Origin of the sequence: Microcystis aeruginosa NIES-4325 (assembly GCF_008974145.1) — a bacterium.
GTDB lineage: Bacteria > Cyanobacteriota > Cyanobacteriia > Cyanobacteriales > Microcystaceae > Microcystis > Microcystis aeruginosa_G.
This window is the reverse complement of record NZ_BJKP01000014.1, coordinates 66,658-92,420: the sequence shown is the minus strand read 5'-3', so window position 1 is coordinate 92,420 and position 25,763 is coordinate 66,658. Positions and strand designations below refer to the sequence as shown.

The following is a 25,763-nucleotide window of genomic DNA, read 5'->3' as shown; positions in this document are numbered from 1 at the left end:
CTCAAGATATAGGAATCGGAGACGGCGATTTGGTCTAAGATTTAATTTAATTGCCGGCATTTACAACTATGAACTTAATTTAGGCTATCATCAAGTAGCTGAATAAGACTTTTGCAGGAGGTCTATTTTAGTGCATTAAAGAGGGCAAGAATGTATGCTCCTGTGGGTACACCCCTTGATGAAATTATTCGTACTTATTGTCTCGCCTAGTGTCTCGTTCTTATTTGAAATAACTATAATTCCACCCACCTACTTAAGTTGATATTTGAGAGATAAAAATATAGAAGCAGCTGATTATTTACCAACCTACTTTTTTTTAATTTTTAACGGGTTAGGACTGAGATATACTGAAATGGTTGCTTATAGATCACTACTATGGGACGTTTAGCGCTGATCAGCGTGACTGACAAAACCGGAATAGTTGACTTTGCCCGTCAGCTAACAGAAGAGTTTGATTTTGAAATTATTAGCAGTGGAGGAACCGCCAAAACGCTCCAATCGGCGGGAATTTCCGTGATTAAAGTGGGAGAATACACAGGCTCTCCTGAAATCTTGGGCGGAAGGGTGAAAACTCTCCATCCTCGCATCCATGGCGGTATTTTAGCTAGAAGGGATTGCCAGTCAGATTTAGCGGAAATGGAGGCTAATCAAATTCGTCCTTTTGATTTGGTGGTGGTTAATCTCTATCCCTTTGAACAGACGATCGCTAATCCTGATGTTACCACCGCTCAGGCGATCGAACAAATCGATATCGGTGGTCCGGCGATGTTACGCGCCTCGGCTAAAAATTTCGCCCATTTGACTGTCATCAGTAACCCGAAGTATTACGAGCAGTATTTAAGCCAATTACGGCAAAATAACGGCGAAATCTCCCTGGAATTCCGTCAAAAAATGGCGGGGGAAACCTTCGCTTTAACCAATGCCTACGATGGTGTGATCGCATCCTATTTCGCCAGCTTAAACGGGGAAACGACGCGCTTTAATTTGGCGGGAAATGCCCTACAAACCCTGCGTTACGGCGAAAATCCGCACCAAAGTGCCACTTGGTATGGTAGCGGTACAATGGCTCAAGGTTGGGGAAAAGCGACCTTATTACAGGGAAAAGAACTAAGTTATAACAATTTAGTCGATTTAGAAGCAGCCCGCCGTTTAATCGTCGAATTCGGCAGGGAAGAACCAGCCGCCGCTATCTTGAAACACACTAATCCCTGTGGGGTGGCGATCGGTGGTAGTTTAGTGGAAGCTTATACTAAAGCTTTTAACGCCGATGCTACCTCCGCTTTTGGGGGTATTGTTGCCCTAAATCAAGCCATAGATGAAGCAACCGCTAAAGAATTAACGAAAACCTTCCTAGAATGCGTGTTTGCCCCCGATTGTAGCCCCGAAGCCCGGGATATCCTCGCTAAAAAGTCAAAAGTGCGGATTTTATTGCTGCCCGACTTAACCACGGGAGAAAAACAAACAGTAAAAGTTATCGCCGGCGGTTTTCTAGTACAAGCGGCCGATGATCTGGTAGAAACCCCGGAGGAGTGGCGCGTGGTGACAGAAAAACAACCCACTGCCGCACAATTAGCGGAATTACTGTTTGCTTGGAAAGTATCTAAGCACGTTAAATCTAACGCTATTGTGGTGACTAAAAATCAAACTACTTTAGGCGTTGGTGCGGGGCAAATGAATCGCGTTGGTTCGACGAAAATTGCCCTTGAACAGGCAGCAGAAGCGGCTAAAGGTGGCTATTTGGCTAGTGATGGTTTTTTCCCCTTTGATGATTCTGTTCGCACGGCGGCCGAGTTTGGTATCGAGGCAATTGTTCAACCCGGAGGTTCTTTAAAAGATCAGGATTCGATTAATTCCGCTAATGAGTTAGGTTTAATTATGGTCTTAACAGGCATTCGTCATTTCTTGCATTAATAGAAAGTTAGGGTGTGTTATTGCTTAAATTAACGCACCCCAACCAGTTATTAATTATCGGTTAATTTCCCCTATTCAATAGTCTTAAATTTGCCAAAAGTGCGAGGATGGCAAGATTTTGGGTAACAAAGAAAATAGCGCTATGTCTGGCTATTTATTCAGGTCATTTCCTGAAATGCTTTGGACAAAAATTGACCAGACTTGGCGATTAATGTTTCCTCTCCAACTATTAAAAGTGTCAAAATATGGCATAGAACGAGTTAGTTAGGACAGATGCCTGAAGGCTTTACTCACAGCATCCACAAGGTTTTCACTATCATTGATAATCTGACTAACATAGTTTTTCAATCTAGCCCAGAACTTTTCAATTTTGTTGAGGTCTGGAGAATAGGCGGGTAAAAATAGCACTTCACATCCCGCTTTAGCTAACAATTTTTTGATTCTCTCTTTGGGATGAAAACTGGCGTTATCAATGATGATAATTTGACCGGGTAGTAGTTCGGGTAATAGCAATTGTTCTATCCACTCACACACCAACTCTGTATTGCAGTACCCCTCAAACACCATTGGCGCGATCGTGGAACCACGCCACCAACCGCTGATCACACTAACTCGTTCGCTACAGTGACCTAACTTTAAAGCCTCAAATCTTTCTGATTTGTGACAATATCCATAAGGGTAATCGATGGTGTTATCTATTCCAGCTTCATCAATATAGACAAATCTTTCCGGGGCATAACCTCTGATTTTTTGGAGAAACTCTTTTCGGGCTTCTTCATCTCTTTCTCTGTAGCCATAAGTTTTTTTTTCTAGTCAATCCAATTCTTTTGAGGGCTTGACCAATTCTCATCCTACTGACTGGGTTAGCCCATTTTTGCGCCATTTTTTCTTGGGTCAAATGCCCATATTGTTCGGCAAACTTTTGAAAGGCTTCTAAATCGTCAATTTTGGGCTTGGGCCCTCGACGATAGTTAGTTTTAGCGGCCACCGTCCCAGCTTGTTTCTTCCGTTTCAGCCATAGGTCTAATGTATTACGACTAATATTGAGGGTGCGACAGACATGGCTTTTTTTCTCCCCTCGCTCTACGGCACTCACTGCTTTCTGTCTTAAATCATCACTATAGGGTGCTGCCATGAAAGCTTCTCCTCATTTCTTTTTCTCTATTATGTCCTAACTATCCCGCTCTTTGCTATATTACCCGAACTACTACCCGGTCAAATTATCATCATTGATAACGCCAGTTTTCATCCCAAAGAGAGAATCAAAAAATTGTTAGCTAAAGCGGGATGTGAAGTGCTATTTTTACCCGCCTATTCTCCAGACCTCAACAAAATTGAAAAGTTCTGGGCTAGATTGAAAAACTATGTTAGTCAGATTATCAATGATAGTGAAAACCTTGTGGATGCTGTGAGTAAAGCCTTCAGGCATCTGTCCTAACTAACTCGTTCTATGCTATATAACTTTACTACAAAAAATCGGAGCAAATATTTAGGATTGGCTGAAAAAGTTTTTCCTGGGGACAGGGTGTGACCAACTGTCTGCATCATAACCGATAGTGTCTGCCGCCGTTCCCTGTACACGCGCTTGTTAGGCATCGGATTGGCTAGAGTGTATAAACTGGTGAGAGTCTGGTGATTTAATGAACGATGGAAGGTCTTTTATTCCCTCTATACATGAGGTTAACATCCACCCAAGCTCTTTATGATGAGCTAATAATCGAGGGTTTTGTTCATCTAAAAGACTGATTAAGTTATAATAGTCTTCTATAGAGCTAGTATCGAGTAGCGCTAAATCTTCATGAATCAACTTGTTTCGTTCCGCCACAATGTCTGAGAGAGCCTGTTTCTGAGCATTTAAGAAATCTGGGTCACTATAGGAAACCTTAAATGACAAAGACATACCTAACTCAGAAGAGTCTAGTTGAGGTTCAGACTGACTATCATCCACTAGCACAGTGTTATGTAATTCCTTAACCAGTTGACCTAATGTGCGCTTACGAAATCTCTCATGATTGTCAACCAACTGGTTACGAGTTGATGTTGATAATCCCTCAATCTGACTAACTGAAAGTAGATACTTTAAAATACCTTCAATCTTTGAAAAATTAACTATATTTCTACCCAGCTTTCTTAGTGCTTCAGTTCTAACTACTTCAATATCTATCGGTTCATCCATGATTAATGGTAAGCTGTTGACTATCTAAATTATCTATTTTAACAAGTAATGGCAGCGATGGTTAATTGCCCTCACTCCTAACCGCTCTCCCAGAACAAACAGGAAAGGTCTTTTGATAGACTAGAGTTATAGCCCGACAGTGGGGAGCTAGTGGCAAGAAAAGCTTAATATTTGAGATGAACCGATCGAGCCAGAATATCGTCTAGAATTAATTAGCTCAAAAAATCCCGACTGAATCTACCCTTAAGCAAACTTTTCTAAAAATGATGGCTGAATTACTGAGTCTAGTTCCTGCCAAGTCCCTCGAAACCGATGTAGTGGTAGGGGAACCGTCGGCAGTATGTACCCTTCCTCCAGTCACGGTTAGTAATGATACCCTACTTATTTCCCTGATCGATCGCCTACGACGTACTTTGGAAAATCACCGCGGCGAAAATCAAATTGTGGTGATGCAGGATTTCCCGGATCCCGATGCTCTTTCTAGTGCCTGGGCCTATCAAATTATTGCTGAACAGTACGATATTCACTGTGATATAGTCTATGCGGGTACTCTCTCCCATCAGGAAAATGTCGCTTTGGTAAAACTAACGGGTTTACCGGCTAAACGTTGGGGAGTCCATACCCTCAAGGATAGAGATCTTTCGGTTTATCAGGGTTGTGTTTTTGTCGATGGTCAGGGAACCAATAGTCAGTTAACCACTCTGGTTAAACAGGCAAAAATTCCCATTATTGTCGTGATTGATCATCATACTCGCCAAGGTGATCTAGACGCAGAATTTGTCGATATTCGTCCCCAAATCCGGGCAACGGCAGCGATCTTAACCCAATATATCCAAAAAGGGTTACTGAATTTTAATAGTAGCGATACCGTCCATGTTAAGTGTGCCACAGCCTTGATGCACGGATTGCGATCGGATACAAATAATTTAATGCAAGCGCAAGAGTGTGAATTTATTGCTGCTGGTTATCTCAGTCGTTTCTACGATGCTCAATTATTAAACGCTGTCCTGCAATCGGCCAGATCCCGACGGGTGATGGATGTGATTGAACGGGCCCTAAAAAACCGTATTATTAAAAATAATTATTCGATCGCCGGGGTGGGTTATTTGCGTTATGATGACCGAGATGCGATTCCCCAAGCTGCCGATTTTTTGGTGACAGAAGAAAATGTTCACACGGCTTTAGTTTATGGTATCGTTCACGATGAAGATGAGGATATCGAGTTAGTCATTGGTTCTATGCGTACCAGTAAAATTACCCTAGATCCCGATGAATTTCTCAAGGAAGCTTTCGGACAGGATAACCAAGGTCGCTTTTTTGGTGGTGGTCGTTACATGGCTGGAGGTTTTGAAATTCCTATCGGTTTCCTCGGTGGTTTTAATAATAATGCCGAATACGCAAAACTCAAGTGGGAACTGTATGACACCCAAATTAAACAGAAACTTTCCCATCTAGTTAACCCCGATGAAAAGGTAATTCGCACCTAACTGTCGGACCTCAGCTATCTATTATCATCGCCAAGACCGACCCTAAACTGATATGAAACTTTATTTTGTGCGTCATGGATTAGCAGGACAATCGGGGGATTATCTCAACGATAGGGAACGTCCTTTAACCGAGGAAGGTAAGGCCAAAACTGCTAAAGTTGCCCAAAGATTAGGACAGTTGGGGGTGAAATTTGACCTAATTCTCACCTCTCCCCTGGTGCGTGCCGTGCAAACCGCCGAAATTTTGCAAAAAGCGGGTTTAAGCCGTAAAATTGAGCAATTTAATCCCCTATCTCCCAACGGCAATATTCAAGATTGGGTGCAGTGGTGGCAAAAGTCCGACTATCAGCGAGAGGAAAATGCGATCGCACTGGTGGGTCACGAACCGGATTTAGGTTATTGGACGGAAATGCTAGTTTGGGGCAAGTTTCAAGGAAAATTATCGGTTAAAAAAGCGGGAATAATTGGTCTAGAGGTTCCCAATCAACAAAATCCCCTCGGTAAATGCCAGTTATTTCTCTTAACTGCCCCAAAATGGTTATTGTAGCCCTAAAGCTTGCCTCGGTTATGGGTGAACTATCCTTATCCTAGCCACGTCTGTTAAACTTTTGCTAGGAACGAATCGCAGGCCTTAGTTGGAATTTGTCAGCTAAGAAGCATTTTAACCGCCCATCCTTGGATTAGCTCTTGCAAAAATCAAAAATCTCCCGTTAGGTGAGGAGTCTCCGAGTCAGTAGTCACGAGAATTAAGAATGAGCATTAATCAATTAAATGCTCTATTTAGGGATTTTAGGCAATTTTATGCCTATTTTTCTCATTTTTGACTCTCAAAAATTCATTATGCAAGAACTCCATAGCCTAAAATTAGAGGAAAAGGATAGGATGGGTTGAAACCCGTCGAGTCGCATTTCATCCATTGTCTTTTTAAGCAATGGATGAAATGCTCCCGTGTTATTTTGGTAAAAAAATCAACCGTGACTAAGATCCCATCGCTTGAGGAAACTCATTACAATCAGGCCAAAGCTAGTTTACAACAGGCCTTAACTTGGTATGCCAGTTTTCGCCGCCATTGGAATTATCCCCCCGATCCCCAACTTCAGGCCGCCGTTAAACAGGATTTACAGTCCCTAAAATCGGCCTTGGATAAACTGGATGAAACGCTGATTCGGGTGGCAGCCTTCGGGTTAGTCAGTCGCGGTAAATCCTCGGTGGTAAACGCTTTAGTCGGTCAAAAAGTCCTGACAACTGGCCCCCTGCACGGGGTGACACGCTGGCCGCGATCGGTGCGTTGGACACCAGCCACGGGTAAAATTCAGATAGAATTAATCGATACCCCAGGATTGGATGAGATTGAGGGAGAAGCACGGGCGAATATGGCCAGAGAAGTCGCTAAAAGTGCCGATTTGATTTTATTTATCGTCGCGGGGGATATTACCCGGACTGAATACGAGTCCCTGGCAGAATTGCGCCAGGCCAAAAAACCGATTATTTTGGTGTTTAATAAGATTGATCTCTATCCGGAAGCCGATCGCCGTCAGATTTTTCAGCAGTTACAGCGATTAGGAACCAATCAGGCCGAAAAAACGTTAGAAGATTTGTTAACTAGCGATGAGATAGTTATGGTAGCCGCCGAACCGCAACCGATTCCCGTCCGGGTGGAATACCCCGATGGGCGCGTGGTGACTGAGTGGGAAACCCCTCCCCCCGAAATTGAGGAGCTGCAAGATAAACTCTTAACGATTTTAAATCGAGAAGGGCGATCGCTGCTGGCCTTAAATGCTTTAGTGCAAGGGCAAGAAGCGGAGGAAAATATCGCTAGAAAAACCCTGGAACTGCGGGACAGTCAAGCGGAGGAAATTATCTGGCAATACGCGAAATATAAGGCTTTAGCGATTGCGGCCAATCCGATCGCTATTTTAGACCTACTAGGGGCTTCAATCGTCGATTTGACTCTAGTTCGGGCTTTAGCTCGTTTGTACGGCTTGCCGATTACCAGTCACCAAGCTGGTCAACTCTGGCGGACTCTACTTTTCAGTAGTGCGGGGTTGCTGGTGGGGGAAATCCTCAGCACGGTGATTATTGGTTTGGGCAAAACGGCAGCGGCAGCGACGAGTATTTTTGAAAATCCCGCCTCTTTAACCCTCTACGGTAGCACCGCTCTCCTACAGGGGGCAATTGCTGCTTATGGAACCTATATCATCGGGAAAGCCGCTAAAATCTATCTAGAACGCGGTTGTAGTTGGGGGGCATCTGGACCGAGTACGGTGATTAATCAAATTCTCGCTCAAGTTCATCCGCAAACTATTTTATATCGTTTACGTCTAGAGCTAGAACAGTGATTTTAAAGTAAAAAGGAAAAAGGAAAAAAGGCAACAGTTATCAATTAAATATTTCCTACTGACTACTGATGACCGACTCCTAATTTTAGAAACTTAATTTTTGAGAACGACAACTAGCTAGAAATATTGAGAGAAAATCATGTCTGCTGCCCATAAGCCCTATATTCCCGTTCCCGTTTCTCGCCAAAAAAGCCAAGGGAGTCAACGCCGTCCCCAGTCACCAGTAAATCAGGCGACCCCAACGGCTAAATCGGCGGCGAGAGTTCCTCTGTCCCCGACAGAAAAACAAGTGGCCTCGCGTCAATTACGTTCTCTTTACCTCCTAGAAAGAATAGTGGCCGTGATTACTTTTTGTCTGTTGGGTTCGACTCTGGGAATGTATGCTTGGACGGTATATATTCCCAAGGTTTGGGACAAAGAATTTGGTAAACTAGAAACACTGCAACGTCACGAGCGCCATCTTTTAGCCACCAATGAAACCCTCAAACATCAACTAGCTCAACAAGCAGAAAAACCCGAAACTGGATTAACTCATCCCCAACCCTTTCAAACCATCTTTTTACAGCGTCAATCTGCTCCTAACCTGAAACCGTCCCCTGCTTCTCAACCCCAATCTACCGTCATTTCTCGACCCAGAAGTGCCTATTAACAGTTAACAGTTATCAGTTATCAGATGTGAGTTTTTAAGTGTGCAGTATTAAATAGAAGTTTCCTACTGTCTTTTTACTTTTTCCTGATTACTGTTTACTGATCACTGATTACTGTTTACTGATCACTGAAATATACTTCTCATGACTGACACAAAAAGACCAGGATTTAGAGCTAAAAAAACTCGATCGCCCTCGGGCAGGATTCGGGACAGAAAGTCCTATTTAAACGCCAAAAAACGGACACAAAAGTTAAAAAATTTGCCTTTGAGTAACGGGCGATTGGTGGCGGTGTGGTTAATTTTAGTCATGGGTATTGTGGGTTTAGCTTGGCGACTGTACCGACTGCAAATAGTACAAGCACAGGAATTACAAAAAAGAGCCAGACAACAGCAAACTACCAGTATTAGACCCTATATTCCCCGGCGAGCGATCGTCGATAGTAATGGTAATGTTTTGGCGACCGATCGCTTGATTTATACTCTTTATGTACACCCAAAACTGTTTGCTATTCCCCCGGCAGAAGTGGCTGATAAATTAGCTCCTTTATTAAATATTCCCACTAATCAACTAATTCAAAGATTTAAAGAAAAAGAAACAGGAATTCGTTTAGCCAATCAATTAACTGAATCCGTAGCTAGGGGCTTAAAACAATTATCTCTTGACGGTGTAGAATTAGAGGAAAAATACGCTCGTTATTATCCCCAAGACGATGTGGCAGCCGACGTGATTGGCTATGTAGATAAAGAACATCGTGGCCAAGCAGGATTAGAACGAGGTTCCAGTCAGTTATTAGAAAGGGATCCCTTTTCTGTCAATACAAGACGCATGGGAGACGGACGAATTTTACCAGCTTTTGTTCCCGATGGGATCTTTCAATTTGATGAATTACAGTTAGAAGTAACCCTCGATTTAAAACTACAAAGAGCAGCCAGGACAGCCCTACGAGAACAGCTAAAGAAATTTAATGCTAAACGGGGAGCCGTAATTGTTATGGACTCCCTTGATGGTTCTCTTTTAGCCCTAGTTTGTGAGCCAACTTTTAACCCCAATGAATACTATAAAGCTAATGTGGCTTTATTTAAAAATTGGACCGTAGCCGATCAGTACGAACCAGGGTCAACTTTTAAACCAATTATTGTCGCCATGGCCATGGAAGCAGGGGCAATTAAAGCTAGTACAGTAGTCAATGATCCAGGGGCAATTACTGTCGGTCCCTGGACGATTAAAAATGCCTCTAAACAGGGTTATGGGGCGCTAGATATGGCCCGGGTCTTGCAAACCTCTAGTAACGTGGCCATGGTGCAAATTGCCCAAAAAATGGGGCGAGTTGATTTCTATAAAAGTTTATTAGGATTGGACATAAATCAAAGGGTTGGTGTAGATTTACCCGGAGAAGTGGCAGGATATCTCAAACCCGAACCAGAATTTCTGGATAATGCCATTGAATCGGCCACCGCTTCCTTTGGTCAAGGTTTATCCCTAACGCCTTTGAAATTAGTACAATTGCACGGTGCGCTGGCCAATGGTGGCACCTTGGTAACTCCCCATGTGATCAAAGGATTAGCCGACGACCGCGGCCGTTTGCACTGGCAGCCCGATTATCCCAGCAAAAAAGTCTTTTCTCCCGCCGTGGCCCGGCAAGTGGTGGAAATGATGGAAACCGTTGTCAGCAAGGGGACGGGGGTAGCGGCCCAAATACCCGGTTATCGCATCGGAGGTAAAACGGGAACCGCACAAAAAGCTAGTCCCACGGGGGGTTATCTACCTAACGCCAAAATTACCAGTTTTGTGGCGATTTTACCGATCGAATCGCCCCGTTATGTGGTTTTGGTGGTGGTGGATGAACCCAAGGGAGCCAATACTTTTGGCTCCACTGTTGCCGCTCCTGTGGCAAAAACGGTGATGAATACGCTCATTTCCCTCAAAGGTATCCCCCCCACCTCCAAGGTCGTTCCGGCGGCTTCTCCGACCAATAAACCCCTGCGGCACGATTAATTTAAGTCTTTTTGCAAGAGGATTTATTTAACAAAGCACAGAGAAATATTATGGGGCCGTCATTCCCATTTCGCTCCATACTTCTATCAAATCTCGTATAACTCCTGTAACCATCTCAAAAAATTTGCTGATTGGGGATGGGATTGATTAAGTATTCTTTGTTTTACTGCATCGTGAAGTTGTTTTCCCGGCGGATCTTGCCAAGCTAAATAGGTATGAATATTAGCCTTATCTAGATGATAATCTCTATAGGTTGCCCCTTGTTGTTTTGCCTCTATCACCTTGTTTTGTGTATATTGCCAAAGATTATTATCGGGAACTAAATAGGCTAAAAAAGTCTCTAACATCCCTCTAGATTGATTATCTGGCATCATCCACACACCGAATTTTATGCCCGATTCTAGAGTTATAATTAATCCCCCTGCTGGTAAATTTTGAGGTAAGTTAGGGATATTTGGTAAACAGGCATTATATAAGCTTTTCCAGCGATTATCAGGTTCTTGGTCTGCATCCATAATAATTCCTAAATAAGTTAGTCCACTATCATTGATTTCATTGTAAATATTATCCCTATCGAGTAAATTCTCAAAACCATCAGTCGGTTTAATATAGATAATAGCTGTGTCTTTTTTGTCTCCCCAAGAGATGCCATGGGCTTCTGCTAATTCGGGAAACACTCTCATTTCTTCTCTTCCCTCTACCAAGAGTTTTTTAGGATGTATTCTGGGCATTTTTAGCGAACCTCAATATCTCTTTCAGAAGCGAGGTAAATTTGTCTAGTATTGAAGGAAACTGCTTTTTCCTTGTCTCTATCTATCCTTTGAATAGTAATATCGTTATCGGTAATTTTTTCTTCGGTAATTAATTCGGCTAAACTTTGCCAACAATCGCGGCTGTGAGTGGTGGCAAATACCTGAATATTGAGTTTCTTGGCGGTTTCCCAGACGACTTTCCACATATCAGTCATGACAGTAAAGTGCAATCCGCTATCAATTTCATCAACTAATAAAATTCCATTTTCAAGATTAACCATCGCTAAAACTAATCCTAACATTCGCCCAAATCCATCACCTAAACTGCCAATAGGGATAGGTTGATCATGATTTTTAATTTTGATTAAAAACCCACCTCTAACACCTAGGTTATTTGAAGTTGAATACTTGCTATAACCAATACTAGCTATCCTTTCAATTTTTGGCTCAATAATTTTCAAAGCTTCAATAATTAAATCTTCTAAAGGAGAGAGAACAATTTTGTCAAAAAGTGCTACCATATCAGAACTTGTTAGAGAAAATGGTGTTAAGAACTTCAATTCAATTTTATTATCAATACCTATTTTATGGGAAATTCTGCTTAAACTAGCCATTCTTCTTGTAGAATCTCTGGCAAGAGTACTGTTGGCAAGAAGTTCCAGTTCAATAGGTTTTTGTGATTGACTCCATCTAATACTTAAAAGAAGTTTAGCCCATTCCTCATCGTCGAAAATATTATCATTGTTTAAATCATTATTTTTGTCTGAAAATGTAGATAGTTGTATAAGAATACTTTTAACAGAAATAGTAACACTTTCCTGATGTGATTCCCTAGATCCAATGATTATAATTTCCTTACTTGGGACGATTTCATGCCCATGAAGTAAATGACAAATTTCAAAAACTTTAGTACGACCAGCTAACTTATTTTCCAACCAAGCGAACTCGCCTCTATAGCTAATAGTTTCAAGAAATGTATCTAGATTATTTTGAACATACAAAAACTGAATCGCTTCTAAAATAGAAGTTTTACCGCTATTATTTTTACCTACTAAGAGATTAATGCGACCAAGATTGGCCATCTCAAAGTTTTGAAAACCGCGAAAGCCTTCAATTTTTAGGGATTGTAACATGAGTGATTACCCCAGATTTTTAGTTATTAAATCTAGTTTATCTCAACCCCAGAAAACACATCAATTAACGACAGAGCATCACGATGGCGATACCGATACCTAAACTTAAACCGACCAGCACTTGAAAAGGAGTATGACCAATTAATTCCTTTAAACGTTCCTCGTTAAACTCCTTGCCTCCCTGGAACATTTCATCGATAATTTGATTGAGAATCCGGGCCTGTTTTCCCGCTGCCTGACGCACTCCGGCCGCATCATACATAACAATAACCGCAAAAAGCGCAGCGATTGCAAATTCCGGACTAGACCAACCCATCTGTAATCCTACCCCAGTAGCCAAGGCCCCCACCAACGCCGAGTGAGCGCTAGGCATCCCCCCCGACGAGACTAGATAGCGCAGACTCACCTTACCATCGCGGATTAACTCAATCAGCGCTTTTAGTCCCTGGGCAGTGAAACAAGCTAAAAGAGAGACTAGCAGTATTTGATTGTGTAACACCTGCTGGAAGTCCTGCATAATCTCACTCGTTTAATTTAATTTTTACGATTAACAATATACTCGGCGATGGCCCGTAAAGGTTCAGCAGCCTCATCGTAGCTACTCAATTCACCGATGGCACTATCTATTAACTGTTGAGCTTGCTGGCGAGACCCTTCTATCCCCCAGAGACTGGGATAGGTGGCTTTTTGTGCCTGTAGATCCTTGCCGGCGGTTTTGCCTAATTCCTCCTTTGTCGCCGTGATATCAAGAACATCATCGATAATTTGAAAAGCCAAGCCAATATTTTGGGCATAACGGGCTAATTTAGCTATATCTTCCCCTTTTGCCCCCGCTAAAACTGCCCCCGACACCACAGAAGTCTCCAACAGGGCCCCGGTTTTCTGAGTATGGATAAAACCGAGAGTTTCTGCCGAAATATCAGGTTTTCCTTCGGATTCCAAGTCTAAAACCTGACCTCCCACCAGACCCGCTGCCCCGACAGTGCGACCTAAACGGGCAATTACCTCTAAAATCTGTACAGGAGGTACATTACGAGTCTGGGTGGCCACATACTCGAAAGCGTAGGCTAGGAGACCATCCCCAGCTAAAATAGCGATATCTTCGCCAAAAACTTTATGATTGGTTAATTTCCCGCGTCGGTAATCATCGTTATCCATGGCTGGTAAATCGTCATGAATTAATGACATAGTGTGAATCATTTCTAGGGCGCAAGCGGTGGGTAAAGCCATCTCTGGGGAACCCCCCATCAATTCACAGGTAGCCAGACATAAAATCGGCCGCAGACGTTTGCCACCAGCGAGGAGAGAATAGCGCATCGCCTCGTAGATTTTGGCGGGATTGCCGATAACTAAAGAGCTATCTAAAGCTGACTCGACAATTAACCGCTTTTCCTCTAGATAGGAAGCCAGAGAAAAGCTCTCGTTTCTCCTCAGTTCTACCCCTTGTTCGCCCCTAGTAACCATGTCTTTTTGTCTTGAACCGACTGCTTCTAAAACTATATCAGGAAACTCCACCTCAATGGGAATTAAACTGACCGCTCCCTTGTCCCCTAAGCTGTTGACTATCTAAATTACCCCTTGACACTACATGACAGCACCGCAGTTGCTATTCTGAACATTTGTACTAAAATCCCCCAGGCCGAGAGAGGTCAATTTTTTTTCTGATGCCTATTTTCTCTTTTAACCTGAAAAAATACCTCCCTCAGTCCAGAGATTAGCAAAAAACGGGCGCTATAATTGAATTTCGCCGCAGTTATCATCGGAGATGCTGAAGTTTTGATGATTCGGTCAAACTTCCGTTTTCTTAGCTTGCAGTTTAGAAATTTCTCGATTAGCCTAGAATTAGGATTATCCTAGGAATATATTGTATGCTGCCAGGGCAAGTTTTAGGCGATCGATACCAAATTCAAAGTCAGTTAGGTAAACAAACCGGAAGACGCACTTTTCTCGCCCAAGATCTAAAAACGGGCGCTACTGTTGTCGTCAAATTATTAATCTTCAGTCCCGATTTTGAATGGACAGATTTAAAACTCTTTGAAAGGGAAGCTGAAACTCTTAAACATCTAGATTGTCGCTCGATTCCTGAATATATCGACTATTTTGAAGTTCGCACCGATACCTATCAAGGTTTTGCCCTTGTTCAGAGTTATATCGAGGCTAAATCTCTCAAGGAACAGATAGAAAATGGCCGCAAATTTAGTGAAGCAGACCTACAAGAATTAGCTAAATCTATCCTAGGTATTTTAATTTATCTCCATGGACTTAACCCGCCAATTATCCACCGGGATTTGAAACCTAGTAATATTTTACTAAAAGATCGATCAGGCCATAGTATCGGTAATGTTTATTTAATTGACTTTGGTTCTGTCCAGACTGTTGCCCAACAGGAACAGGCCACTTTAACTATTGTCGGAACCTACGGTTATATGCCTCCGGAACAATTCGGTGGCCGCACCGTTGCCGCTTCTGATTTATACAGTTTAGGAGCGACTTTAATCTATCTAGCTACAGGCATTCATCCCGCCGATTTACCACAAAAAGATGGCAAAATTCAATTAAATAATTTAGCCAATTTAAGCCCTGCTTTTGTTCATTGGTTAGGGCAGTTAATCGAACCTAGTATCGAGAAAAGGTTTGTTTCAGCACAGTCAGCAAATCAAGCTTTAAATACTCTCCACGAAATGCAATTAACTTCCTCGAACCTTGAAAAACCCGCCGGTAGTCGGGTACAGTTGCAAAAAAGCGAGGAGAAAATTAAAATATCTTTACCTCCCGAAGGTTTTACCCCTAAATTAATTTTTCTTGGAGCCTTTGCCATCGCTTGGAATGCTTTTTTATTAGTATGGACAGGAGGAGCCGTTTCTATTCCTCTGTGGATGAGTTGGTTTTTTCTGCTCTTTTCCTTGCCTTTTTGGTTTGTGGGTTTAGGAATGCTTGGTGGGATTATTTATTGTCTCAAAGGGGAGGAAGTTATCACTATTGATAGGCAAGAAATTGTTGCCATTCAGCGAATTTTTGGTTTGACAATTCCAGGCAAAAATAAAATGGCACGGGAACATATTAATAAACTGGTGAAAGCTGATAGTTATCATACGAAAGATAGTGATGGCGATCGAGTTTATGTACCGATGGCTTTAACTATTTGGGCAGGGACTAAAGAATATACTATTAGCAGTCAGACAAAAGCCTATCTGAGTAAACCCGAAATTGAATGGTTAGCAGCGGAATTAAGCCAATGGTTAGGAATACCAATTACTAATAAGTAGCCAGTTACAATCAGCTTTTTTCTCCCTTCTCCCCACTCCCCCACTGATTACTGATTACTGCTTACTGATAACTGAAAAATCTCCCCACTACCCACTTCCACCTCCCACTTCCCACCCCCTGATATGGACGAACTGTCTGTGATCAGTGTAAAATTTTATGAAGAGTCTGGGCTTTTTCCTCCCTTTTCCGGAGAAATGCCCCAGCGCCAGTGACTAAAATCAAAATTGTGTCATCCCATCGATAATTAAGTTTATGAGCGCCACTATTACCGTAGAAAAACGCAAATTAGAAAAACCCCCTTTAGAACTGCATTATCTCGGCGATCGAGTCCTGCGTCAACCGGCCAAGCGGATTGCTAAAGTCGATGACAGCATTCGCCAATTAGCCAAAGAAATGCTGCAAACTATGTATAGTGCCAATGGTATCGGATTAGCAGCCCCCCAAGTGGCAGTCAATAAACAATTGATTGTCATCGATTGTGAACCCGATAAACCAGAAAATCCGCCCTTAATTCTGATTAATCCCCAAATTATCGGTTATAGTCGGGAATTGTGCAAAGCGGAAGAGGGTTGTTTGAGTATTCCCGATGTGTTTTTAGATGTCATCCGTCCCCAAGCGATCGAAGTGAGTTATAAAGATGAACAGGGGAAACCGCGAAAACTGCAAGCTAACGGTTTACTAGCGCGGGTAATTCAACACGAAATGGATCATCTTAATGGTGTCATGTTCGTGGACAGAGTAGATAACGATTTGGCACTCAATGAAGAATTAAAAAAACACGGTTTTTCCGTGCAAGCGGTGAAACCCGTCGAGAAAGTGACAAAATAAAGGTATTAGTTAATTTAGGTGAGGAGTGAAGATGACCCCGAAAAGCGGCGTTTTATTGTTATTATCCTGTATTGCAGCGATCGCTGGTGTGGGTTGTGTCTTTGAAATTAGTTCGGGAGAACCGGATTTAGGCAATGCCACCACTGGCCTAATTCTAGCGGCAAGCATACCATTAACAGCCCTATTTTTTTGGGCGGCAGTTAAAGACACCAGAGCCAATTACAAATAGAATAAATTCCCCTCGGTTATGGAAAAATTGGCATAATTTTCATGAGCGGAAGAGAGAATTTATTTCTCTCTTTTGTTTGTTTTAACTACAGGGCAAATTGCCAGCAAAAGTTACTACTTTTGAGGATTTTACCATCTTTTATGACAGTCAATTATCTGCCGACTGATGAAAATCTGATTAGGTAAAGATTTCCCCCCTCTCTCCTATATCCGCAATCTAGAATGATAAAATAGGTGACGTTCAAAGTATCATTCATTAGCTATGACCACAACCTACAAAGTAGAAATTTCTCATTTAGGAACAACACAAACGATCGAAGTTAGGGAAGATCAAACTATACTACAAGCGGCCTACGATGCGGGGATTGACTTACCCAGTTCTTGCAATGCGGGCGTATGTACTACCTGCGCCGCTCAACTTTCCCAGGGTAGCGTCGAACAAGGAGAGGGCATGGGATTATCCCCCGACCTGCAAAAAGAAGGCTATGCTTTGTTATGTGTGGCCTATCCTCGCTCCGATATTAAACTGGAATCCGGCAAGGAAGAAGTGGTTTATCAACGTCAATTCGGAAAACCCTAGGCCAAACTGGGGTTAAGATGCGAAATTTTCGGGGGTTTCCCCCCAAAAAAACCGGTTTTGAGCCAATAGAACCAGCAAACCCTAACTAATAGCTGAATGCTGACTAATAAGGGGGAACTTTTCCTCTCTACCCTTAAGGGCTGCTTTCATGAAACCATAAAAGAGAGGATGAGCTTTATTGGGACGAGAGCGAAATTCGGGGTGAAATTGGGTAGCAATAAAGAAAGGATGTTTTGGTAGTTCGATAATTTCCACCAAACGACCATCGGGAGAAGTGCCACTCACCAGATAACCAGTCTCAAAAAAGAGACTACGATAGGCATTATTGAACTCGTAACGGTGACGATGGCGCTCATAGATAACCTCCTGACCGTAGAGGGAGAAAGCTAGACTATCGGGATTTAAACGACAGGGATAGAGACCTAAGCGCATTGTTCCCCCTAAATCCACCACATCTGCCTGTTCTGGCAGTAAATTAATTACTGGATTCGGTGTATCCTCTTCAAATTCGGAACTATTGGCCCTTTCCAATCGGGCCACATTGCGACCCCATTCGATAATCGAACACTGCATCCCTAAACAGAGACCCAAGAAAGGAATATTATTGACCCTAGCATACTCGATCGCCTTAATTTTGCCATCCACACCCCTAATACCAAAACCACCGGGTACAACAATACCGTCAACACCGCTTAAATGAGCTTCGGCCGAATCGTTATCCACATCTTCCGCACTTACCCAACGCAATTCTATCTCGCTATTAAGGGCAATAGCGGCGTGTTTAAGGGCCTCCACCACCGAGAGATAAGCATCCCCCAACTGCACATATTTCCCGACGATAGCTATCTCTAATTTTTGACTGGGGGATTGCATCTGTCGGATGAGATTTTCCCACTCCTCCAGATGGGGGTATCGGGGACTGAGGTTTAATAATTCTAGGGTTTGTTGCGCTAATCCCTCTTTTTCCAGATTGAGGGGAACTTCGTAGATACTGCTGGCATCCTGAGCAGTAATCACCGATTCCACCGGCACATCACAGAAAGCTGAGAGTTTTTCTTTTAATCCCGGTTGTAGGGGTAGATGACAACGACAGACTAACACATCCGGTTGAATACCGATTGATCTTAATTCCTTGACCGAGTGTTGTGTCGGTTTCGTTTTCATCTCCTTAGCGGCCGGAATCCAAGGAATTAGGGTAACGTGCATATAAACCACGTTATTTCGACCCACATCCTTCCTAAATTGCCTAATTGCTTCTAAAAAAGGCAAAGATTCGATATCTCCCACCGTACCACCAATTTCTGTGATGACAATATCGGGGTTGGTATCTTTGGCCACCCGGAGAATCCTTTCCTTGATTTCGTTGGTAATATGGGGAATTACCTGCACAGTTCCCCCCATATAAGCACCACGGCGCTCTTTATTCAATACCGCTTGATAAATCGAGCCGGTAGTCACACTATTGAGACGGGAGAGTTCCGTATCGGTAAAACGTTCGTAGTGGCCAAGGTCGAGGTCGGTTTCAGCCCCATCATCGGTGACAAATACCTCTCCGTGTTGAAAAGGACTCATCGTACCCGGATCGACGTTGATATAGGGGTCTAATTTCAGAATTGAGACGGAATAATCCCGACTTTTTAACAATCTTCCCAAACTAGCAGCGACAATTCCTTTTCCAATACTGGAGACAACTCCCCCAGTAACAAAGACAAATTTACTCATAAAATTTTTCCTGCGATCGATTATACCTAGCAAGGGGTGAGAGTTTTTGGGATGCGGTTGACCCTGAGAGGAGCCGAAGGGCGGTGTCATTTTCCCAGATTTCATTATAACCGGAGGATCTATACCCCGATCCTCGTTTTGGCTCCCTCTCCAAAATCTATTGGACCACAGCTTAATCCGTCTTCACTCACCTTCATCCCGATCATCTAAATTTTCCGCTACAATCGAGGGTACTAAGACTCAGGGAATTGTCAACTACTATTCATGATAGATTTTAATACTCTCGCTGAATTTTCTCGCCACTATTGCGTCTCGATTTGTGCCTTTTTAGTACCCGCTAACTTATTAACCACCCTTTTAACGGTTCTTTTTCTCTATTTTGGTCGTCCTACCCGTCAAATCTTCCCCATTGCTTCCCTAGCTTTGTTGTTCGCTGTCACCATGTTTCTCCACGTCGCCACTTGGTTAATGATTGGTGTGGTGATGGCCCCCACTTTTATTCTCTTTGGACTGGGTTTAACCTGTTTTGTGATCAATTTTCAAGCCATTAGCGATCGCCAAAGCTTGGAACAGTTATTACACACCGGGGTTAGTCGTCTGGCCCGCTCTTTCAACTAAGGAAAAGTGCCAAGACTTCCCGCCCCACCATTAAGATAACCGCTAGATCTGGCTGAATTTTTTTCGGCCAAAGACTTGACAAAATCCAAAATTTCTGCTAACCTTGTAGTATAATGGGAATCCGTGTCGGCCTACCAACCCTCTTTTTAACTCTTTCTTAAGAACAAAAATTTTAACCCGAATTGCTGGTAGTAGCTAAACTAAGAGCAGTACCACGGGAAACGGTGACTATGGAAGTTATTTGTACGCGTCCCCACTGTCCGAGACCGCGTAATCAGTGCCTAGACCTAGACGATAGCAATCGCTTAACCTCGATCGAGCAGAAATATTGTATTACTTGCGGGATGCCATTAATTTTGGGGGGACGTTATTTGCCAGAACGTCTATTAGGACAAGGGGGATTTGGGGCGGCATTTTTAGCAGTAGATCGTTATAGTCCCAAAAAAGCTAAATGTGTAATCAAACAATTTCAACCTTCCGGTAATTTAAGTCCGCAAGCTTTAGAAAAAGCGAAAAACTTATTTTTTCAAGAAGCGCGGGTTTTAGAAGATTTAGGAAGAGAAAATCCCCAAATCCCCGATCTCTACGCTTTTTTCCCTTTAAAAGTCAAGAATCAATTAACGGGAGAAGAAGAGCAATTTTTCTATCTAGCCCAGGAATATATCGACGGTAAAAACCTAGAAGAAATTCTCCAACAACAACAAAAACCCTTTCAAGAAAGTGAAGTTAAAAACCTTCTCAAAGAACTACTTCTTATCCTCAAATTTATCCATGAAAATGGTTCCATTCACCGGGATATAAAACCATCTAATATCATGCGAGCCAAAAATGGCCGCCTCTATTTACTCGATTTTGGGGCAGTAAAACAGGCTACCAATAATCCCAATAATACACAAGAGAAATCCACAACAATTTATTCAGCCGGATTTGCTCCGCCCGAACAACAATTAGGCAATCAGGTATCGGCAGCCACGGATTTATATGCCCTAGCAGCCACCTGTGTTATGCTCTTAACTAATCGCGATCCTGACGAGCTATACGATCCACAAAAACAGGTCTGGAATTGGCAAAATTATGCCCCGAACATCAGTGCAGATTTAGCACGATTATTCAATAAAATGTTACTAGCAAATCCCCTGGATAGATTTCAATCCTGTGGAGAAGTTTTAACCGCTTTAAATACACCTTCACCATCTACTCCAGCTTCACCATCTACTCCAGCTTCACCATCTACTCCAGCTTCACCATCTACTCCAGCTTCCCCAGTGATTAGAAAAACTTCCCGCTTTTCTCTTGGGGAAACTTTCGCTAATGCTGCCTTTACAGGATTTGAAGGGACATTATTAGTAATTGCCTTAAATAGTTTAGTCCCCTCGGCAGGAATTGTCATCGCCTTTATGATCTTAGGTGGCTTAGTTTTGGCATTATTTAAAAAAGTGATTGAAGGGAAAGATTTGCCGATTCTAGCGGCAATTACCCTCGCCTTCCTGTTAACTCCGCAACTACAAGGAACTCTAAGTTTTCCTGAAATTGCTATCATTGCCGTGATGGCAGCCATCGGAGCAATTGCTATTACCGCCTTTTTCCGGTTAATATATCAGATAATTTTGCGATTACTTTAAAACCCTGAAAGAGGCTAAATTGTCATCATTGCCGCCAGTAATCGTGCCACCGAGGTCTAAAATAGTTTGCATATAGTCGAGGACTTGCTGAGAAATTAACTCACCCGGCATCAAAACGGGAATACCGGGGGGATAGGGACAGATAACATCAGCACTAAGACGATCGAGGGCATTTTTCCGGGATACTGTCTCTGTAGGGGCAAAAAAAGCCTTTCTAGGAGAAATAGCTAAATTTCCCGTGACTGGGGCAGGAGTGGGGGGTAAACTGGTAGAGGAAGGAGATTGAAGGCATTGAAAAGCAGTAATGAGGCGATTAATGTGTTCGCGATGGTTGCCGATGGAGATAATAAAAGTAAGTTGGCTTAAAGTCGGTAATTCTGCGGTGACAGCGTATTTTTCTCGCAAAATATCGTCTATTTCGTAACCAGTTAAGCCAAAATCCTTGACAATTACCGTTAAACGGGTGCGATCGAACCGGTGACAACCTGGGATAGAATGGGGAAAGTCTAAAACAGAGATATTAGGGATTTTATCGAGTTCTTTTCGGGCAGTAGCGGCTAAATCGAGAGTTTTGCTAAGTAAATCTAGGCCTTGCGTCGCCATTTGCTTTCTAGCACTATCAAGGGAAGCGAGAAGCAAATAACTAGGGCTAGTGGTTTGAACTAATTGTAAGGCTTGATCGACTTTTTCGGAACTAATGCGATCGCTTTTTAAGTGTAACATCGATGCTTGAGTTAATGCCCCTAAAACCTTATGGGTGGACTGAATAGCCATATCAGCACCGAGAGACAGGGCAGCCGGGGGTAAATCGGGATGAAAGGCAAAATGCGCCCCGTGAGCCTCATCGACGAGCAGCGGGATAGAATAGTGATCGGTAATCTGGGCGATAGTTTCTAAGTCACAGCAAACCCCTTGATAGGTGGGAGAGACTACCATCACCGCTTTGGCATCGGGATGGAGTTTCAGGGCATTTTCGAGGGATTGGGGGGTTATATTTAAATTTAGATCGATAGTGGGATTATATTCGGGATTGATAAAGATGGGCTGCGCTCCGGAGAGAATTAAGCCCGAAATCGCCGATTTATGAATATTTCTCGCCAAAATAATTTTATCTCCCTCGCCGCAAGTGGCTAAAATCGCCGCAATAATGCCACAACTGGAGCCATTGACCAAAAACCAGCTTTTATCCGCCCCAAATGTCTCGGCTGCTAAAATTTGCGCTTCTTTAATCACTCCCGTCGGGGCAAACAAATTATCTAGGTCGGGTAATTCGGGTAAATCGGCTTTAAAGACGCTTTTTCCCAGTAAATTACTTAAATCCTCCCCGATTCCTTCCCCCTGCTTATGCCCTGGCGCATAAAATGGTACGTCTAAACTATTGACTTTTCTTTGTAGTTGTGATAAGAGCGGAGCGGATTCTGGCGAAGGCATTTTTGGAAGGGAGTGGGAATTATGAATTATGAATTAGGAAGTGGGAAGAATAAATAAAAATAATCTCCTGTCTCGGAGTCTCCTGAATCCTGACTACTGTTAAATATCTGTGCCTAACATTTGCAGTTTATATAAACTAGCGTAGAGGCCGTCTTTGGTTAATAAATCTTCATGGGTTCCCGATTCGACTAATTCCCCGCGTTTAAGGACAAGAATTCGATCGACATCGCGAATAGTAGAGAGACGATGGGCGATAATAATAGCAGTACGATCGACTAAAATCTGTTCTAAAGCTTCTTGAATTAATACTTCTGTCCCCACGTCTAAACTAGCGGTAGCTTCATCTAAAACTAGAATTTCGGGGTTACGAATAGCGACTCTCGCAAAAGCGAGTAATTGTTTTTGTCCTCCCGATAAATTTGCGCCCCGTTCCCGTAAAAGGGTATGATAACCATCGGGTAACTCCTCGATAAAGTGATCAATATTAGTTAATTTAGCCGCTGCCTTCACCTGCTCAAAATCATAATTTTCCCCTAAAGTAATATTGCGTGTAACATCTCCAGCAAAGAGAAAAGTTTCTTGGAGAATGACACCGATATAACGTCTTAATTCTGCTTGGGGAAGATAACGGATATCGATACCATCCACTAGAATTCTGCCCTTACTTGGTTCGTAAAGACGACAAAGAAGACGAATAATCGAACTTTTTCCCGCACCGGTGGGACCGACTAAAGCGACTTTTTCCCGGGGATTAATGGTAAAATTGAGACCTTTGATAATATATTCATCGGGTTTATAACCAAACCAAACATTTTCAAAAATAATCTCGCCAGTTTCCCGTTTTTCTGGAAAATAAAGCTCTTTAGAACTGTTAGGATCAGTGATTTCAATGGGAATACTAATTAATTCCCCAATGCGTTCAATAGCAGTAAAACCCGATTGAAACATGGTAAATTTTTCCGCAAACTGACGCAGGGGATTAAAGAGACGTTGAGAGAATAAAATAAAAGCTGATAAAACACCAAAATCGATGGTTTTTTGGAGAATAAAAATACCGCCTAACCATAATACTGCTGCCACGGCAATTAATCCGATCCATTCCAAAGTAGCTGAGACAGCCGAATCATAAAAAATTGTTTTATCTAGGGATTGACGATAGTTAATATTGGTAGCGCGAAACATTTCAGCGTTAAAGCGTTCGCGGCGAAATAATTGAACAATATTAACTCCGACTACATTTTCCTGTAATTGGGCATTAAGTTTTGATAATTCCTCGCGTACTTGATAGTTAGCGATGCGGTATTGTTTTTGAAAAAAGATAATTAAAGCGGTGACGGGAAATAACATCAACACCAACAATAGAGCTAATTGCCATTGCAGGGTAAACATGGTGATGATAATAACTAAAATATTGACCAAATCACTGACAACTCCGATCGCCCCACTGGCAAAAACTTCTCCTAATGCTTCCACATCACTGGTTAAACGGGTGACTAAACGTCCTACGGGAGAGCGATCAAAAAAACTGGAGGAAAGGGAGGTAACATGGGTAAATAAATCTTCCCGAACATTAGCAGTAATTGACTGACCGACTTTCTGCACTAGATAACCTTGCATTGTCCCTAAAATCAGTCGTAAAATAATCGCAGCCGAGAGAATAATAATTAGGGTATTGATGGCTGCCATTAAGGGCATTTGAGCCAAAAAATCCCAAGTTTGTTCCTTTTGCAAAAGGGAGACCGCTTGACCGATAATTAAGGGTTGGATTGCCCCCGTGAGAGAGAGGGGAAAAAGAAGTATTAATGACCAAAATAGCAGGGCTTTTTGCTTTTTTGCGTAGGGAAGTAATCTTAATAATAAGCTCCAGTCATTTTCTTTGATCGGAGGGGACACAGGGGGGGATGATGGAGTCATATTCTCGGCAGCTGGGGAGAAATTACGCCCCTATTGTTAACTTTTCTAACAGGCGATCAATCTGGAAATGTTCCTCCATTAATTGTCGAATACAAGCGACTTTTACCTGTTCCTGTAAGCGAATCTTCCCGAAGGCCTGATCGACGATTTCCACGGTGGTGAGAGTATCTAAATTTACCGAGAGAATCGGTACTTCTAAATCCTCGGCCCGGCCTAGAATCAGAGGCTCTGGAGAGATGGAACCGGTTAAGATTAAACAGGTGGTGGAAGTTTCTAGGGCAGCTAACTGGAGGTCTGTGCGATCGCCCCCTGTAATCACGGCCATATTTTCCCCCTTACGAAAATATTCTAAAGCGGCGTTGACATTCATCGCCCCGATCGCTAAACTTTCTACCATCCAATCTAAACGATCGGGCCGACATAATACTTTTGCCCCCAAAAGATGGACAATTTCCCGAACACTAATACTGCGCAGCAGTTTACTAGCGGGTAACAGTCCTAAAACTTCCACTCCTTGGCGGGCCAGATAGGGTTTCAGGAGAGATTGTACTTCCTCCCAATCATCGGCCGGGATATCACTAATCACTACCCCCAGCAGCTGATTATTTAATTCCTCTCTTGCTTTCAGCAGACTCTCGGCAATTAGGGGAGAACTATAGCGGGCCACCAATAGGATTGGAGTCTGGAGAATTTTGGCCATCTCCCCCATCGATAACTGAAAAATACTGCCTTCCCAGAGTGTCCCGGGTCCTTCGAGGAGGATAATATCACTGTTAACTCGATCGAGATAACCAGCAAGAATATTGCCGTAGTCCTGTTGATCTACACCTTGCAGACGTTTAGCAACGGAATCCCCATCAGTATAGATCAGGGGTAAACGCAGCTGATCGGGGGATAATTCTAGTAATTGCCGAATAAATTCTACATCCTCATCGACCAATTGCCCATCGACGTATCCCGGACAATTGCCCACTGGTTTGCCGTAACTTATCTCTAGTCCTTTTTGCCGCAAGAGATGCGCTAAACCGACGACAGTTCCCGATTTACCACTGAGGGGTTCTAGGGAAGAGATAAGTATAGATTTGGCTGATTTCGCCACGATTTGCTCCT

General features: G+C 42.8%; 24 protein-coding genes and 1 pseudogene. 14 read left to right on the top strand and 11 right to left on the bottom strand.

The window, feature by feature from the left end; genetic code table 11:
- Both MiAbW_RS10120 and purH read left to right on the top strand, forming a co-directional pair.
- Positions 1-106 (top strand): annotated as a pseudogene (locus tag MiAbW_RS10120) (IS5/IS1182 family transposase); the annotation flags it as partial.
- A gap of 269 nt (positions 107-375) precedes the next feature.
- Positions 376-1,911, top strand: a complete 1,536-nt coding sequence (purH, locus tag MiAbW_RS10115) for a bifunctional phosphoribosylaminoimidazolecarboxamide formyltransferase/IMP cyclohydrolase (RefSeq protein WP_151696018.1) — start codon at positions 376-378, stop codon at positions 1,909-1,911.
- A gap of 264 nt (positions 1,912-2,175) precedes the next feature.
- Here purH and MiAbW_RS20035 read toward each other — a convergent pair whose 3' ends face one another.
- Complete coding sequence (locus MiAbW_RS20035) at positions 2,176-2,658, bottom strand: IS630 family transposase (RefSeq protein ID WP_235614858.1); 483 nt, start codon at positions 2,656-2,658, stop codon at positions 2,176-2,178.
- 28 nt (positions 2,659-2,686) lie between these two features.
- Positions 2,687-3,046: an IS630 transposase-related protein gene (locus MiAbW_RS20030; RefSeq protein WP_238707236.1), complete on the bottom strand. Its 360-nt coding sequence runs from the start codon at positions 3,044-3,046 to the stop codon at positions 2,687-2,689.
- On the opposite strand from MiAbW_RS20030, the gene MiAbW_RS20445 reads away from it, so the two are divergent.
- Positions 3,023-3,349: a transposase gene (locus MiAbW_RS20445; RefSeq protein ID WP_151696023.1), complete on the top strand. Its 327-nt coding sequence runs from the start codon at positions 3,023-3,025 to the stop codon at positions 3,347-3,349. The genes MiAbW_RS20030 and MiAbW_RS20445 overlap by 24 nt on opposite strands.
- Before the next feature lie 150 nt (positions 3,350-3,499).
- On the opposite strand, the gene MiAbW_RS10100 is transcribed toward MiAbW_RS20445, so the two are convergent.
- A complete protein-coding gene (locus MiAbW_RS10100; protein ID WP_151696017.1) occupies positions 3,500-4,087 on the bottom strand; it encodes a hypothetical protein in 588 nt (195 codons plus the stop codon).
- A 263-nt stretch (positions 4,088-4,350) separates the two neighbouring features.
- Here MiAbW_RS10100 and MiAbW_RS10095 point away from each other — a divergent pair, with 263 nt between their 5' ends.
- The 5 genes from MiAbW_RS10095 to MiAbW_RS10075 all read left to right on the top strand — a co-directional run bounded on the left by MiAbW_RS10095 (position 4,351) and on the right by MiAbW_RS10075 (position 10,558).
- The gene (locus MiAbW_RS10095) at positions 4,351-5,574 is read left to right on the top strand and encodes a DHH family phosphoesterase (protein ID WP_151696016.1); all 1,224 of its coding nucleotides are present in this window, start codon (positions 4,351-4,353) and stop codon (positions 5,572-5,574) included.
- 52 nt (positions 5,575-5,626) lie between these two features.
- Complete coding sequence (gene sixA, locus MiAbW_RS10090) at positions 5,627-6,121, top strand: phosphohistidine phosphatase SixA (protein WP_151696015.1); 495 nt, start codon at positions 5,627-5,629, stop codon at positions 6,119-6,121.
- Positions 6,122-6,548: 427 nt separating this feature from the next.
- Positions 6,549-7,913, top strand: coding sequence for a GTP-binding protein (locus MiAbW_RS10085; protein ID WP_151696014.1), 1,365 nt, complete (start codon positions 6,549-6,551; stop codon positions 7,911-7,913).
- Positions 7,914-8,052: 139 nt separating this feature from the next.
- Complete coding sequence (locus tag MiAbW_RS10080; protein WP_151696013.1) at positions 8,053-8,562, top strand: hypothetical protein; 510 nt, start codon at positions 8,053-8,055, stop codon at positions 8,560-8,562.
- Between the two features lie 142 nt (positions 8,563-8,704).
- Complete coding sequence (locus tag MiAbW_RS10075) at positions 8,705-10,558, top strand: peptidoglycan D,D-transpeptidase FtsI family protein (RefSeq protein ID WP_151696012.1); 1,854 nt, start codon at positions 8,705-8,707, stop codon at positions 10,556-10,558.
- A gap of 86 nt (positions 10,559-10,644) precedes the next feature.
- Here the strand turns inward: MiAbW_RS10075 and MiAbW_RS10070 are convergent, their stop codons facing one another.
- The 4 genes from MiAbW_RS10070 to crtE form a co-directional block, all read right to left on the bottom strand.
- Positions 10,645-11,289, bottom strand: a complete 645-nt coding sequence (locus tag MiAbW_RS10070; RefSeq protein WP_151696011.1) for a DUF3226 domain-containing protein — start codon at positions 11,287-11,289, stop codon at positions 10,645-10,647.
- A gap of 2 nt (positions 11,290-11,291) precedes the next feature.
- Positions 11,292-12,443, bottom strand: coding sequence for an AAA family ATPase (locus tag MiAbW_RS10065; RefSeq protein ID WP_151696010.1), 1,152 nt, complete (start codon positions 12,441-12,443; stop codon positions 11,292-11,294).
- Between the two features lie 64 nt (positions 12,444-12,507).
- Positions 12,508-12,960, bottom strand: coding sequence for a divergent PAP2 family protein (locus MiAbW_RS10060; RefSeq protein WP_151696009.1), 453 nt, complete (start codon positions 12,958-12,960; stop codon positions 12,508-12,510).
- A 17-nt stretch (positions 12,961-12,977) separates the two neighbouring features.
- Positions 12,978-13,907, bottom strand: coding sequence for a geranylgeranyl diphosphate synthase CrtE (gene crtE, locus MiAbW_RS10055; protein WP_151696008.1), 930 nt, complete (start codon positions 13,905-13,907; stop codon positions 12,978-12,980).
- A 404-nt stretch (positions 13,908-14,311) separates the two neighbouring features.
- Between crtE and MiAbW_RS10045 the strand changes: the two genes are divergently transcribed.
- The 4 genes from MiAbW_RS10045 to MiAbW_RS10030 all read left to right on the top strand — a co-directional run bounded on the left by MiAbW_RS10045 (position 14,312) and on the right by MiAbW_RS10030 (position 17,346).
- Positions 14,312-15,709: a serine/threonine protein kinase gene (locus MiAbW_RS10045; protein WP_151696007.1), complete on the top strand. Its 1,398-nt coding sequence runs from the start codon at positions 14,312-14,314 to the stop codon at positions 15,707-15,709.
- 253 nt (positions 15,710-15,962) lie between these two features.
- On the top strand, positions 15,963-16,538 hold the full coding sequence (gene def, locus MiAbW_RS10040; protein ID WP_151696006.1) for a peptide deformylase: 576 nt from the start codon (positions 15,963-15,965) through the stop codon (positions 16,536-16,538).
- A gap of 31 nt (positions 16,539-16,569) precedes the next feature.
- A complete protein-coding gene (locus tag MiAbW_RS10035) occupies positions 16,570-16,767 on the top strand; it encodes a hypothetical protein (RefSeq protein ID WP_151696005.1) in 198 nt (65 codons plus the stop codon).
- A gap of 261 nt (positions 16,768-17,028) precedes the next feature.
- Positions 17,029-17,346: a 2Fe-2S iron-sulfur cluster-binding protein gene (locus tag MiAbW_RS10030; RefSeq protein ID WP_002768334.1), complete on the top strand. Its 318-nt coding sequence runs from the start codon at positions 17,029-17,031 to the stop codon at positions 17,344-17,346.
- 81 nt (positions 17,347-17,427) lie between these two features.
- Here MiAbW_RS10030 and MiAbW_RS10025 read toward each other — a convergent pair whose 3' ends face one another.
- A complete protein-coding gene (locus MiAbW_RS10025) occupies positions 17,428-19,068 on the bottom strand; it encodes a glutamine hydrolyzing CTP synthase (RefSeq protein ID WP_151696004.1) in 1,641 nt (546 codons plus the stop codon).
- Positions 19,069-19,332: 264 nt separating this feature from the next.
- Between MiAbW_RS10025 and MiAbW_RS10020 the strand changes: the two genes are divergently transcribed.
- Positions 19,333-19,686, top strand: a complete 354-nt coding sequence (locus MiAbW_RS10020) for a hypothetical protein (protein ID WP_151696003.1) — start codon at positions 19,333-19,335, stop codon at positions 19,684-19,686.
- Positions 19,687-19,916: 230 nt separating this feature from the next.
- The gene (locus MiAbW_RS10015; protein ID WP_151696002.1) at positions 19,917-21,308 is read left to right on the top strand and encodes a serine/threonine-protein kinase; all 1,392 of its coding nucleotides are present in this window, start codon (positions 19,917-19,919) and stop codon (positions 21,306-21,308) included.
- Here MiAbW_RS10015 and MiAbW_RS10010 read toward each other — a convergent pair.
- The 3 genes from MiAbW_RS10010 to MiAbW_RS10000 all read right to left on the bottom strand — a co-directional run bounded on the left by MiAbW_RS10010 (position 21,300) and on the right by MiAbW_RS10000 (position 25,752).
- Positions 21,300-22,739 (bottom strand): aminotransferase class I/II-fold pyridoxal phosphate-dependent enzyme, encoded by a 1,440-nt coding sequence (locus MiAbW_RS10010; RefSeq protein ID WP_151696001.1) that lies wholly within the window; start codon positions 22,737-22,739, stop codon positions 21,300-21,302. The genes MiAbW_RS10015 and MiAbW_RS10010 overlap by 9 nt on opposite strands.
- Before the next feature lie 99 nt (positions 22,740-22,838).
- Positions 22,839-24,653, bottom strand: a complete 1,815-nt coding sequence (locus MiAbW_RS10005) for an ABC transporter ATP-binding protein (RefSeq protein ID WP_151696000.1) — start codon at positions 24,651-24,653, stop codon at positions 22,839-22,841.
- Between the two features lie 22 nt (positions 24,654-24,675).
- Positions 24,676-25,752 carry a phosphotransacetylase family protein gene (locus MiAbW_RS10000; protein ID WP_151695999.1) on the bottom strand — a complete coding sequence of 359 codons (1,077 nt, stop codon included), beginning with the start codon at positions 25,750-25,752 and terminating at the stop codon, positions 24,676-24,678.
- Positions 25,753-25,763 lie beyond the last annotated feature (11 nt).